Raw genomic sequence first — 13,655 nt, forward strand, 5'->3', positions numbered from 1 at the left:
GTCTGTGCCGGCATCTTCGCGAGCAGGCTCGCTCCCACATTGGCAATGCATGGCCCTGTGGGAGCGAGCCTGCTCGCGAATGGCCGCGCCTCGGTCTTTACAGCGGAGCCAGCTCGGTTTCAGCTTCGACGGCTTTCGCAGCTTTCAGCTGGCGCATCTGCTCACAGCCCCACAACACCCGCTCCGGCGTCGCCGGCGCGTCGATTTTCGGCTGATGCCGGTAATCGCCCAGGCTCGCCACGGCATCCTTGATCGCGCACCACGCGGCGATCCCGAGCATGAACGGCGGTTCGCCGACGGCTTTGGAGTGGAACACCGTGTCTTCCGGGTTCTTGCGGTTTTCCACCAGCTTCACCCGCAGATCCAGCGGCATGTCGGCCACGGCCGGGATCTTGTAGCTGGCCGGGCCGCTGGTCATCAGCTTGCCCTTCTTGTTCCACACCAGTTCCTCCATGGTCAGCCAGCCCATGCCCTGAACGAAGCCGCCTTCGACCTGGCCGATGTCGATGGACGGGTTCAGCGAGGCACCGACGTCGTGAAGAATGTCGGTACGCAGCATCTTGTATTCGCCGGTCAGCGTGTCGACGATCACTTCGCAGCAGGCTGCGCCGAAAGCGAAGTAATAGAACGGACGGCCACGGGCCTGACTGCGGTCGTAGTAGATTTTCGGGGTCTTGTAGAAGCCGGTGCTCGACAGCGAGACCTGATTGAAATACGCCTGCTGGATCAGCGCTTCGAAGGTCAGAATCTGTTCGCGCACCCGCACGTGGCCGTTGCGGAATTCGACGTCTTCTTCGCTGACCTTGTAGTGTCGCGCGGCGAATTCGACCAAGCGTTGCTTGATGGTTTGCGCTGCGTTCTGCGCGGCCTTACCGTTCAGGTCGGCGCCGCTGGAAGCCGCGGTTGGCGAGGTGTTCGGCACTTTGTCGGTGTTGGTCGCGGTGATCTGCACGCGATCGATTTCCACCTGGAACACCTCGGCCACGACTTGAGCGACTTTGGTATTCAGGCCCTGGCCCATTTCCGTGCCGCCGTGGTTCAGGTGGATGCTCCCGTCGGTGTAGATGTGGATCAGTGCACCGGCCTGATTGAGGAAGCTGGCGGTGAAGGAAATGCCGAATTTCACCGGGGTCAACGCCAGGCCTTTTTTCAGGATCGGGCTGTTGGCGTTGTAGCGGCGGATCGCTTCGCGGCGCTCGGCATGCTGGCTGCTTGCTTCCAGTTCGGCAGTCATCTCTTCGAGCATGTTGTGCTCGACGGTCTGGTAGTAGTGGGTGACGTTGCGCTCGGTCTTGCCGTAATAGTTGGCCTTGCGCACTGCCAGCGGATCGAGGTGCAAGTGGCGGGCAATGGCGTCCATCACCTCTTCGATCGCGACCATGCCCTGCGGGCCACCGAAGCCGCGATAAGCGGTGTTCGACGCGGTGTTGGTCTTGCAGCGATGACCGTTGATGGTCGCATCGCCCAGGTAGTACGAGTTGTCCGAGTGGAACATTGCACGGTCAACGATCGAAGCGGACAAGTCCGGCGAGCAGCCGCAGTTGCCGGCCAGTTCCATGTTGATCCCGTGCAGACGCCCGTTGCTGTCGAAGCCGACGTCGTATTCCACGTAGAACGGGTGACGCTTGCCGGTCATCAGCATGTCTTCGACCCGCGGCAGACGCATCTTGGTTGGCTGGCCGGTGAGGTGCGCGACCACTGCGCACAGGCACGCCGGGCTCGCGGCCTGGGTTTCCTTGCCGCCGAAACCACCGCCCATGCGGCGCATGTCGACGACGATTTTGTTCATCGACACGTCGAGCACTTCGGCGACCAGTTTCTGCACCTCGGTCGGGTTCTGCGTCGAGCAGTAGACGATCATCCCGCCGTCTTCAGTGGGCATCACCGAGGAAATCTGCGTCTCCAGATAAAAATGTTCCTGGCCGCCGATGTGCAGCGTGCCCTGAATTCGATGCTCCGCCGTGGCCAGCGCGCCAGCCGAATCGCCGCGCTGGTGGGTGTGGCTGTCGAGTACGAAATGGCGTTTGCGCAGGGCTTCGACCACATCGAGTATTGGCTCGAGATCTTCGTATTCGATGATCGCCGCCATCGCCGCTTTGCGTGCGGTTTCCAGATCTTTCGCCGCGACCGCCAGCACCGGTTGGCCGACGAACTGCACGTCATCAATCGCCAGCAATGGGTCGCCCGGCATCAGCGGGCCGATGTCTTTCAGCCCCGGCACGTCTTCGTGGGTAATGACGATGCGCACGCCTTCGAAGGCGTAGCACGGCCGGGTATCGATGCTGATGATTTTCGCGTGGGCGCGGTCCGACAGGCGTGCATACAGATGCAACTGGTTGGGAAATTCCAGACGATCATCGATGTACTGCGCTTCCCCGGACACGTGCTTGGCGGCGCTGTCGTGCTTGACGCTGCGGCCGACACCGGTGGTCAGTTCCCGTGCGAACAGTTCGGCCAGTTCAGCTTGAGTCTTCTCTGCGGCGTGATGGTTACACATAAGCGGTCACCCGAGTCTCGATGTGCGGTGTTTGCAGTTCGATGAAGTATTTGCGCAGCAGGTTCTGCGCGCTGAGCAGGCGATATTCCTTGCTGGCGCGGAAGTCCGAGAGTGGCGTGAAGTCTTCAGCCAGAGCGGCGCAGGCGCGTTCGATCACGGCGTTGCTGAACGTCGCGCCTTTGAGCACGGCTTCGCAATGTGCGGCGCGTTTCGGGATCGCCGCCATGCCGCCGAAGGCCACCCGGGCATCGCTGATCACACCGTTTTCCACGCGCAGATTGAACGCGGCGCACACGGCGGAGATGTCGTCGTCCAGACGCTTGGACACTTTATAGGCACGGAACAACTGCTCGGCGCTGGCGCGCGGGACGATGATTTTTTCGATGAACTCGCTTTCCTGCCGCGCCGTGACGCGGTAGTCGATAAAGTAATCTTCCAGGTTCAGGGTGCGGCGGGTTGCGCCTTTGCACAGCACGATCTGCGCGCCGAGGGCGATCAGCAGCGGCGGCGAGTCACCGATGGGCGAGGCGTTGCCGATGTTGCCGCCGAGGGTGCCCTGATTGCGGATCTGCAACGAGGCGAAGCGGTGCAGCAGTTCGCCGAAATCCGGGTATTCGGCGTTCAACGCTTCGTAGCAGTCGGAGAGGGCGGTGGCGGCGCCGATTTCGATGCGGTCTTCGAAGGTTTCAATGCGTTTCATCTCGGCGACGTTGCCGACGTAGATCATCACCGGCAGCGTGCGGTGAAACTGGGTGACTTCCAGCGCCAGGTCGGTGCCGCCGGCGAGCAGGCGCGCCTGTGGATAAGCATCGTAGAGGTCGGCCAGATCAGCAACGGTCAACGGCACGAGGCAACGTTTGTCGCCGCTGTTGAGCTCGCCGATATCGGTCGGCGCGATGGCTTTGAGACGGGCGATGGTCTCGGCTTCGCGAGCGTCGAACTGATCCGCTGGCTTGCCGCAGCAGGATTGTTCGGCGGCGGCGAGAATCGGCCGGTAGCCGGTGCAGCGGCAGAGGTTGCCGGCCAGCGCTTCGTGAGCCTTGGCCTGATCCGGTGCATCGCTGTTCTTTTGCAGGGCGAACAGCGACATGACGAAACCGGGGGTGCAGAAACCGCACTGCGAGCCGTGGCACTCGACCATGGCTTTCTGCACGCTGTGCAATTCGCCCTTGTGCTTGAGGTCTTCGACGCTGATCAGTTGTTTACCGTGCAGTGACGATACGAACGTCAGGCACGAATTGAGGCTGCGGTAGCGAATGTGCTCGCGGCCATCGTCATCCGTCTGCAGCTCGCCGACCACCACCGTACAGGCGCCGCAGTCACCGCTGGCGCAGCCTTCTTTGGTGCCGGGCTTGCCCACGTGTTCACGCAGGTAGTTGAGCACAGTCAGATTCGGGTCCAGGGCGTGCTCGCTACGGAGTTCCTGGTTGAGTAAAAACTGGATCACGGAAGGCCTCGCAGACTCATTATTGTTGTTAACCGACGTGAGCCGAATTTAGCAGGTCTGACTTTTCGGTCAATGGTTTTCTGACTTAAAGGTCAGGAAAATCTGTTGCGTCGATCAACAGCGTGTCTATTGAGTATTGACCTTCATCGGTCACTGCGCTTTTTTGCGGGATTCGTGCCAAAAACCGCTGAGTGGGCACTCCGCCATGACCGTGCATTTGCGCTACACTGCGCCGCTTGTGCACATCGACAGAGTTTGAAGGACAACCATGACGTTCAAGGCGCCGGACAGCCTCGCCGAGCAAATCGCTCACCACCTCGCCGAACGCATCATTCGTGGCGAAATGAAGCCGGGAGAGCGCATCCAGGAACAGAAGGTCACGCTGGCGCTCAACGTCAGTCGCGGTTCGGTTCGCGAAGCCTTGCTGATCCTCGAGCGCCGTCACCTGATCGCGATCCTGCCGCGTCGTGGCGCCCACGTCACCGAGCTGACGCCGCACAAGGTGCAGAGTCTGTGCACCCTGATGAGCGAACTGTACATCCTGCTCGGCAATTCGGTGGCCAACGGCTGGCAGGTGCAGTCGGACATGGCGCCGTTCGTGCAGATCCAGCAGCGCTTGACCTCCAGCTACGAACGCGGCGATATCCGCAGCTTCGTCGATGACAGCTTCGCGGTGATGCGCGCCGCCTATCCGTTCGCCAACAACCCGTACCTGCAAGAAACCGTCGAGAACCTGCAACCCGCCATGAGTCGCGCCTACTTTCTGGCCCTCGAACAGCGCAAGGCGGAAATGAGCGAATTCCTCGATCTGTTCGAGCGCTTGCTCGCCGCCGTACTCGCTCGTGATTTGCCGCAGATCCGCATCGTGCTCACGGCGTACGCCCAGCGCAGTTGCGATCTGGTGGTGTCTGCCCTGACGGTTGCCTGAGCGTGCGGCTAAAGTGCATCAAACTGGCGGGGTTCAAATCCTTCGTCGACCCGACCACGGTGAACTTCCCCAGTAACATGGCGGCGGTCGTCGGGCCGAACGGTTGCGGCAAGTCGAACATCATCGACGCCGTGCGCTGGGTGATGGGCGAAAGTTCGGCGAAGAATCTGCGTGGCGAGTCGATGACCGACGTCATCTTCAACGGCTCGACCAGCCGCAAACCGGTGAGTCAGGCAAGCATCGAACTGGTGTTCGACAACTCCGATGGCACGCTGCTGGGCGAGTATGCCGCCTACGCGGAGATTTCCATTCGCCGTAAAGTCACCCGCGACAGCCAGACCACCTATTACCTCAACGGCACCAAGTGCCGTCGTCGCGACATCACCGATATCTTCCTCGGCACCGGCCTCGGCCCGCGCAGCTACTCGATCATCGAGCAGGGGATGATCTCCAAGCTGATCGAGTCCAAGCCTGAAGATCTGCGCAACTTCATTGAAGAAGCGGCGGGCATCTCCAAGTACAAGGAGCGTCGGCGCGAGACTGAAAACCGCATCCGCCGCACCCACGAAAACCTCGCGCGCCTGACCGACCTGCGTGAAGAGCTCGAACGCCAGCTCGAACGCCTGCACCGCCAGGCCGAGGCTGCGAAAAAGTACCAGGAACTCAAGGCTGAAGAGCGTCAGCTCAAGGCGCAACTGTCGGCCCTGCGCTGGCAGGATCTGAACGAGCAGGTCGGTCAGCGCGAGTCAATCATCGGCAATCAGGAAGTCAGTTTCGAAGCCCTGGTCGCCGAGCAGCGTAACGCTGACGCCGCCATCGAACGCCTGCGCGACGGTCACCACGACCTGTCCGAGCGCTTCAATCTGGTGCAGGGGCGCTTCTATTCGGTCGGCGGCGACATTGCCCGGGTCGAGCAGAGCATCCAGCACGGCCAGCAGCGCCTGCGCCAGTTGCAGGATGATCTGAAAGAAGCCGAGCGGGCGCGTCTGGAAACCGAATCGCACCTGGGTCACGACCACACCTTGCTGCTGACCCTCGGCGAAGAGCTGGACATGCTCACCCCCGAGCAGGAAGTCACCAGCGCCGCCGCCGAGGAAGCCGCCGCAGCCCTCGAAGAAGCCGAAACTACCATGCACGGCTGGCAGGAGCAGTGGGACGCCTTCAACCTCACTGCTGCCGAACCGCGCCGTCAGGCCGAAGTCCAGCAGTCGCGCATCCAGCAGCTGGAAAGCAGTATGGAGCGCTTGGCCGACCGGCAGAAACGCCTCGGCGAAGAACGTGCGTTGCTTTCAGCCGATCCGGAAGATGCGGCGATCATGGCGCTCAACGAGCAGCTCGCCGAGTCCGAAGCGACCCTGGAAGATTTGCAGACCAGCGAAGAAGCGCAGGTCGAAAAACTTGAACAACTGCGTCAGGAATTGCAGCAGGCGTTGACCGCCCAGCAGCAGGCGCAGGGTGATTTGCAGCGGCTCAACGGTCGCCTGGCTTCTCTTGAAGCCTTGCAGCAAGCCGCGCTCGATCCAGGCACCGGCACTGCCGAATGGCTGCGCGAGCATAACCTCGCCGAACGCCCGCGTCTGGCCGAGGGTTTAAAGGTCGAGGCGGGTTGGGAGTTGGCGGTGGAAACCGTGCTCGGCGCCGATTTGCAAGCGGTGCTGGTCGACGATTTCAGCGGTTTTGATCTCTCCGGTTTCACCCAGGGCGATCTGCGCCTGCTCAGCCCGGCCGGCGATGGCGTGCGCGTCGCGGGTAGCTTGCTGGATAAAGTCGAGGCGCAGATCGATCTGTCACCGTGGCTCGGCCAGGTCAAACCGGTCGACAGTCTTGAGCAGGCCCTGGCCTTGCGCAGTCAGTTGAACGAAGGCCAAAGCCTGATCAGTCGCGATGGCTATTGGGTCGGCCGGCACTTTCTGCGTGTGCGCCGTGCCAGTGAAGCGGAAAGCGGCATGCTCGCCCGCGGCCAGGAAATCGAAGACCTGCAGCTTGAACGCGAAGAACGCGAAGCCACGGTCGAGGCCATGGAAAACCGCCTGCAAACCCTGCGCGCGCAACAGCGCCAGCAGGAAAACGGCCGTGAACATCTGCGCCGTTTGCTGCAGGACGAAGCGCGCCAGCAAGGTGAACTGAAAGCGCAGCTGTCCGCCGGCAAAGCCAAGGCCGAACAGCTGACGTTGCGTCGAACCCGCCTCGATGAAGAGCTGGTTGAGCTCGGCGAACAGCGCGAGCTTGAGCACGAGCAGGTCGGCGAAGCGCGCATGCAATTGCAGGAAGCACTTGATGCCATGGCGCTGGACACCGAGCAGCGCGAGCTATTGCTGGCCCAGCGCGACAGCCTGCGCGAACGCCTCGACCGCGTGCACCAGGAAGCGCGGCAGCACAAGGATCATGCCCACCAACTGGCCGTGCGTCTCGGCTCGTTGCGCGCTCAGCACGACTCCACGCGTCAGGCGCTGGAGCGCCTGGAAATGCAGGCCGAACGCCTGACGGAAAAACGCGAGCAATTGAGTCTGAATCTGGAGGAGGGTGAGGCGCCGCTGGAAGAGCTGCGCCTGAAACTCGAAGAACTGCTCGACAAACGCATGACCGTCGACGAGGAACTCAAGACCGCGCAGATCGCTCTGGAAGATGCCGATCGCGAACTGCGCGACGCGGAAAAACGCCGGACTCAGGCCGAACAGCAATCGCAGTTGATTCGCGGCCAGCTCGAACAGCAGCGCATGGAGTGGCAGGCCCTGACCGTGCGCCGCAAGGCCTTGCAGGATCAACTGCTCGAAGACGGCTACGATCTCAACGGCGTCCTCGCGACACTGACTGCGCAAGCCAGTGAACGCGAAGCCGAAGAGGAACTCGAACGCATCAACGCGCGGATTCAGCGCTTGGGCGCGATCAACCTCGCGGCCATCGACGAATACACGCAACAATCGGAGCGTAAACGTTATCTGGATGCGCAGGACGCCGATCTGGTCGAGGCGCTGGAGACCCTGGAAAACGTCATTCGCAAGATCGACAGGGAAACCCGCAATCGCTTCAAGGATACCTTTGATCAGATCAACGGCGGTTTACAGGCACTTTTCCCGAAAGTTTTCGGTGGCGGACGGGCGTATTTGGAACTGACGGGCGAAGATCTACTCGATACAGGGGTGACGATCATGGCGCAGCCGCCCGGGAAGAAGAACAGCACCATCCATTTGCTCTCCGGTGGGGAAAAAGCCCTGACCGCGCTGGCACTGGTGTTTGCCATCTTCAAGTTGAATCCGGCACCGTTCTGCATGCTCGATGAGGTTGACGCACCACTGGATGACGCTAACGTTGGACGCTATGCGCGCTTGGTCAAGGAAATGTCGCAGACCGTGCAGTTCATCTACATCACCCACAACAAGATCGCCATGGAAATGGCCGAGCAGTTGATGGGCGTGACCATGCATGAACCGGGTTGTTCGCGACTGGTGGCGGTGGATGTCGAGGAGGCGATGGCGATGGTGGACGCCTGAGTCGGTGAGGTGTCGGAATAGTTTTGGAGGTCTGTAGGACTTTTTACAGACACCGGCTGAATGGCCAATCGACATATTCGCGCAAGCCAAATGAGACAGACGGTGTAAAGTTGTCTTTGGTCGTGCTAGTTTAATGTCAATTTTTCGTATACGTGGGCAAAACGCCTGTCAGAACATAGAGTTGGCGCCACGTTTTAAAGCGGTTTACGCAGTGTAAACCCCTTATTTTTCAGCATTTTTTATAGAGGCACGGGATTACATGGAAATCGGTCTGCGCGAGTGGCTGATCGTCATCGGCATCATTGTGATAGCCGGTATTCTTTTCGATGGCTGGCGCCGTATGCGCGGCGGCAAGGGAAAGCTGAAGTTCCGTCTCGACCGGAGCCTTTCCAATCTGCCGGACGAGGACACCAGCGCCGAGCTGTTGGGCCCGGCCCGCGTGCTGGACACGCACAAAGAGCCGCAACTGGACGAGCATGATCTGCCGTCGGTGAGCATGCCGGCCCGCGAAGCCCGCGAGCCGCGTGAAACCGCATCCAAACGCGGCAAGCGCGGCAGTAATGGCCCGGCGCAGGGCGACCTGAACCTCGACCTGGACCTGGACGGCGGTCCGAGCTTCAGCAGCCGTGACGACGATTTTGCCGAAGACAGCAAGCCTGCACCGGCCGCAGCGGAAAAAGATCAGCCGCAAGCCGAAGAAGTGCTGGTGATCAGCGTGATCTGCCGTGACCCGGCCGGCTTCAAGGGCCCGGCGCTGCTGCAGAACATTCTGGAAAGCGGCCTGCGCTTTGGCGAAATGGACATTTTCCATCGCCACGAAAGCATGGCCGGCAACGGTGAAGTACTGTTCTCCATGGCCAATGCGGTCAAGCCGGGCATTTTCGATCTGGACGACATCGACCATTTCAGTACCCCGGCGGTGAGCTTCTTCCTCGGCCTGCCAGGCCCGCGTCATCCGAAGCAGGCCTTCGACGTGATGGTGGCGGCAGCACGCAAGCTGTCCCAGGAGTTGAACGGCGAACTGAAGGATGACCAGCGCAGCGTGCTGACCGCGCAGACGATCGAGCACTACCGTCAGCGCATCGTCGAATTCGAACGCCGCGCATTGACCCAGAAGCGCTAAGGCCAGATCAAAAGATCGCAGCCTTCGGCAGCTCCTACAGAGGGTCGCGATACTGTAGGAGCTGACGAGTGCAACGAGGCTGCGATCTTCTGGCCCCGCCGCCGATAATGGAATAAAACTGGAGCAGCCTCGGCTGCTCTTTTGCTTTATGAGAGAACACCCATGACCGCCGCCAAAACCCGCATTCTAGAGCTGCGCGCTGAGCTCGATCAGCACAACTACCGTTATCACGTACTGGATGAACCGAGCATTCCGGATGCCGAGTACGACCGCTTGTTTCACGAGCTAAAGGCACTGGAAGCGGCCAACCCGGAGCTGATCACCAGCGACTCGCCCACCCAGCGCGTCGGCAGCATGGCGCTGACCGCGTTCACTCAGGTGCGTCACGAAATCCCGATGCTCAGCCTCGGCAACGCCTTCGAAGAAGCCGACATGCGCGAGTTCGATCGCCGCGTCAACGAAGGTCTCGACGTGCCGGCCGGCGATCTGTTCGGTGGTGGCGCGGCGGTGGAGTACAGCTGCGAGCCGAAGCTCGATGGCCTGGCGGTCAGCCTGCTGTATCAGGACGGTCTGCTGGTACGCGGTGCCACCCGTGGCGATGGCACCACCGGCGAGGACATCAGCGTCAACGTGCGCACCGTGCGCAACATTCCCTTGAAGCTGCACGGTGAAGGCTGGCCGGCGACGCTGGAAGTACGCGGCGAAGTGTTCATGTCCAAGGCCGGTTTCGAACGCCTCAACGCTTCGCAACTGGAGATCGGCGGCAAGACGTTCGCCAACCCGCGCAATGCAGCAGCGGGCAGTCTGCGCCAGCTCGATTCGAAAATCACCGCCAACCGGCCGCTGGAATTCTGCTGCTACGGCATCGGCCAGGTGTCCCACGATATTGCCGACACCCACATCGGCAACCTCAAGCAGTTGCAGAAGTGGGGCATGCCGATCAGTCACGAACTGAAGCTGGCCAAAGGCATCGACGAGTGTCTGGAGTACTACCGCGACATCGGCGCACGGCGTAATGCGCTGGCTTATGAAATCGACGGTGTGGTGTTCAAGGTTAACAGCATTGCCGATCAGCGTGAGCTGGGCTTCCGCGCCCGCGAACCGCGCTGGGCGATCGCGCACAAATTCCCGGCGATGGAAGAACTTACCGAGTTGCTCGCTGTGGAATTTCAGGTCGGTCGCACTGGCGCCGTTACCCCGGTGGCACGCCTGAAACCGGTGAAAGTCGCCGGCGTCACCGTGGCCAACGCCACGCTGCACAACATGGACGAAGTGGCGCGCCTGGGCCTGATGATCGGCGATACGGTGATCATCCGCCGCGCCGGTGACGTGATTCCGCAAGTGGTGCAAGTGGTCGCCGAGCGGCGGCCTGATAACGCGCGCCCGGTGGCCATCCCTGAAAGCTGCCCGGTGTGCGGCTCGCACGTCGAGCGCACGCAACTGATCAAGCGCAGCAAGGGCAAGGAAACCGTCAGCGAAGGCGCGGTGTACCGCTGCGTCGGCCGTTTGGCCTGCGGCGCGCAACTGAAGCAGGCGATCATCCACTTCGTTTCGCGCCGGGCCATGGATATCGAAGGCCTGGGCGACAAGAGCGTCGAGCAACTGGTTGACGAAGGTCTGGTCAGCTCACCCGCCGATCTGTATGCGCTGAAGTTCGATGACATCGTCGATCTGGAAGGCTTTGCCGAGGTCTCGAGCAACAAGCTTCTGAAAGCCATCGAAGACAGCAAGCAACCGAGCCTGGCACGGTTCATCTACGCCCTCGGCATTCCCGATGTCGGTGAAGAGACGGCCAAGGTGCTGGCGCGCTCGCTGGGTTCGCTCGATCGCGTGCAACAGGCACTGCCGCATGTGCTGACCTACCTGCCGGACGTCGGCCTGGAAGTGGCGCACGAGATTCACAGTTTCTTCGAGGACGCGCACAACCGGCAGGTGATCACGCAACTGCTGGGTCATGGTTTGCAGATCCAGGATGAGGGCGAACTGGGCGCCGAGTTTGCCGCCAGCACTACGCTGGGCGGTTTGCTCGACAAACTGCACATCCCGTTCGTTGGCCCCGGTGGCGCACAGAAACTGGCTGACAGGTTTGGCTCGCTCGACGCAGTGATGAATGCTGACTGGCTGGATATGCGTCAGGCATTGCCCGAGAAACAGGCCAACTCGGTGCGCGAGTTCTTCGCCGTGCCCGAGAACCGCCAACTGGCCGAGCAGACCGAGCAGCAGTTGCGTGATTTCGGCATGCACTGGCAGAGCGAGAAGAAAGTCGTCGAAGGTCTGCCTTTGTCCGGCGAAACCTGGGTGCTGACCGGCAAGGTCGAATTGATGAGCCGCGATGTGGCGAAAGATCACCTCGAAAGCCTGGGCGCCAAGGTTGCCGGTTCCGTCTCGGCAAAAACCCATTGTGTGGTCGCCGGCCCGGGTGCCGGTTCAAAACTGACCAAGGCCAACGAACTGGGCGTGAAAGTCATGGATGAAGAGGCGTTTATCGCCTTCCTCAAAACCCATGGCGTCACGGTTTAAGATTAAAAGATCGCAGCCTTCGGCAGCTCCTACAGGGCTAGTGTTCCACCACGATAGCGCGGGTGTTCTCTGATCTCCTGTAGGAGCTGCCGAAGGCTGCGATCTTTTGCTCTGCACCCCGCAAAAGCGTGGGAACGATCTTCGCGCGGGGATGATCTAGTCTTGGCCAGTCCCAGGGAGAGATCGCCATGCACCGCTTTTTCGAGCAGCTCAGTTCCCGCATCATCGCGCCGTTCGTGGCCGGCTCCTCACGCAACAGCAAAGTCTGGCCGTGTCGTTGCGGCCAGTCTCTGTTCTTTCGCAACAGTCAGTGTTTGGCCTGTAACGCCTTGCTCGGCTATCAGCCGCAAGAAAGTCGCCTGACCTCGCTGCAACCGGGACCGGAGGAGGGCACCTGGACACTCGACGTCGACCCCGACGCCGGACTGTTCCGCCGTTGCGCCAACCTGGACATGCCCGCCGCGTGCAACTGGCTGCTGCCGGCCAACGATCACGACACCTTGTGCCTCGCCTGCAGCCTCAATCGCACCATCCCCGATCTTTCTGTCCCGGAGAACCCTGAACGCTGGCGCAAGGTTGAAATCGCCAAGCGCCGACTGGTCGCGCAATTGATCACCCTCGGACTGCCGGTCATTGCGAAAACCGCGGACGAAGAAATCGGCCTGGCTTTCGATTTCATCGGTGTCGATCTGCAAGGCAACGCACCGATGACCGGTCATGCCAACGGCCTGATCACCCTCGACATCCAGGAAGCCGACGATGCCCACCGCGAGCAGGTCAGGGCGCAGATGCACGAACCCTATCGCACACTGCTCGGGCATTTTCGCCACGAGGTCGGCCACTATTACTGGGATCGACTGATCGCCAACGGCCCGTGGCTGGACGCATTCCGTAACCTGTTCGGCGACGAGCGCGCCAGTTACGCCGACGCGCTGGATCGCCACTATCGGCAAGGCGCACCGTTGGACTGGCCGCAGCATTACGTCAGTGCCTACGCCACCATGCACCCGTGGGAAGACTGGGCGGAAACCTGGGCGCATTACCTGCACATGATGGATGCAGTGGATACGGCACTGGGTTTCGGCATGAGCGCGCGGGAAATGGACTTTGACTACCAGCCCTTTCCGACCAGCACCCTGTATGACCCGGAGCACCCGGGCGGCACGGCGTTCCTGTCATTCGTCAACGCGTGGATCGAACTGGCCGGCATGCTCAACGAACTGTCGCGCAGCATGGGCCAGCCGGATTTCTACCCGTTCGTGCTGCCGGCAGCGGCGATTGCCAAGTTGCACTTCATTCATCTGGTGATCCAGCAGGCGGGCGGTCGCGCAGACGAAGTCCTGGCCCTGTAGGAGCTGCCGCAGGCTGCGATCTTTTGCCGTCACCGCATGTCTTTGAACCTGTTGGTATTTTTAATCTGCAACCAACGGTTGTAACTTCATCTCAGACAGGTACAATGGCGCGGCTCGCCGACAGGCAAGCGTCGTTATGGTGACCCCATCGGTCCCCCCGCAACGATTACCCGTGAACCTGGTCAGATCCGGAAGGAAGCAGCCACAGCGGGAACATTGTGTGCCGGGGTGTGGCTGGTGGGGGCACCACCTTAACGAACCATTGAAGGCTTCAGACAGAACTGCATGGGTTTCGCC

Annotated in this window: 7 protein-coding genes and 1 other RNA gene; 6 read left to right on the top strand and 2 right to left on the bottom strand. The window is 61.1% G+C overall.

Annotated features, from left to right (window positions below):
- Nucleotides 1–97 precede the first annotated feature (97 nt).
- Together xdhB and xdhA are read right to left on the bottom strand one after the other, a co-directional pair.
- Nucleotides 98–2,497, bottom strand: coding sequence for a xanthine dehydrogenase molybdopterin binding subunit (gene xdhB, locus VNV36_RS00705; RefSeq protein ID WP_325715275.1), 2,400 nt, complete (start codon nucleotides 2,495–2,497; stop codon nucleotides 98–100).
- A complete protein-coding gene (gene xdhA / locus VNV36_RS00710; protein ID WP_325715277.1) occupies nucleotides 2,490–3,944 on the bottom strand; it encodes a xanthine dehydrogenase small subunit in 1,455 nt (484 codons plus the stop codon). The genes xdhB and xdhA overlap by 8 nt, the downstream gene beginning before the upstream one ends.
- 268 nt (nucleotides 3,945–4,212) lie before the next feature.
- Between xdhA and VNV36_RS00715 the strand changes: the two genes are divergently transcribed.
- The 6 genes from VNV36_RS00715 (at nucleotide 4,213) to ffs (ending at nucleotide 13,601) form a co-directional block, all read left to right on the top strand.
- On the top strand, nucleotides 4,213–4,872 hold the full coding sequence (locus VNV36_RS00715; RefSeq protein ID WP_126361780.1) for a GntR family transcriptional regulator: 660 nt from the start codon (nucleotides 4,213–4,215) through the stop codon (nucleotides 4,870–4,872).
- Nucleotides 4,873–4,874: 2 nt separating this feature from the next.
- Complete coding sequence (gene smc, locus VNV36_RS00720) at nucleotides 4,875–8,363, top strand: chromosome segregation protein SMC (RefSeq protein ID WP_325715281.1); 3,489 nt, start codon at nucleotides 4,875–4,877, stop codon at nucleotides 8,361–8,363.
- A 259-nt stretch (nucleotides 8,364–8,622) separates the two neighbouring features.
- On the top strand, nucleotides 8,623–9,486 hold the full coding sequence (gene zipA, locus VNV36_RS00725; RefSeq protein WP_325715283.1) for a cell division protein ZipA: 864 nt from the start codon (nucleotides 8,623–8,625) through the stop codon (nucleotides 9,484–9,486).
- Nucleotides 9,487–9,648: 162 nt separating this feature from the next.
- Nucleotides 9,649–12,006, top strand: coding sequence for an NAD-dependent DNA ligase LigA (ligA, locus tag VNV36_RS00730; RefSeq protein ID WP_325715285.1), 2,358 nt, complete (start codon nucleotides 9,649–9,651; stop codon nucleotides 12,004–12,006).
- A gap of 188 nt (nucleotides 12,007–12,194) precedes the next feature.
- A complete protein-coding gene (locus VNV36_RS00735) occupies nucleotides 12,195–13,358 on the top strand; it encodes a zinc-binding metallopeptidase family protein (RefSeq protein WP_325715287.1) in 1,164 nt (387 codons plus the stop codon).
- A 146-nt stretch (nucleotides 13,359–13,504) separates the two neighbouring features.
- Nucleotides 13,505–13,601: signal recognition particle sRNA small type (gene ffs / locus VNV36_RS00740), an RNA gene on the top strand.
- Nucleotides 13,602–13,655: the final 54 nt, after the last annotated feature.

The sequence above is a fragment of the Pseudomonas sp. genome, from assembly GCF_035554175.1.
GTDB lineage: Bacteria > Pseudomonadota > Gammaproteobacteria > Pseudomonadales > Pseudomonadaceae > Aquipseudomonas.

Bases quoted from the DNA above. Each gene is read 5' to 3' on its own strand.
- xdhB (WP_325715275.1), bottom strand. From the start codon at position 2,497: ATGTGTAACCATCACGCCGCAGAGAAGACTCAAGCTGAACTGGCCGAA.
- VNV36_RS00715 (WP_126361780.1), top strand. From the start codon at position 4,213: ATGACGTTCAAGGCGCCGGACAGCCTCGCCGAGCAAATCGCTCACCAC.
- zipA (WP_325715283.1), top strand. From the start codon at position 8,623: ATGGAAATCGGTCTGCGCGAGTGGCTGATCGTCATCGGCATCATTGTG.
- ligA (WP_325715285.1), top strand. From the start codon at position 9,649: ATGACCGCCGCCAAAACCCGCATTCTAGAGCTGCGCGCTGAGCTCGAT.
- VNV36_RS00735 (WP_325715287.1), top strand. From the start codon at position 12,195: ATGCACCGCTTTTTCGAGCAGCTCAGTTCCCGCATCATCGCGCCGTTC.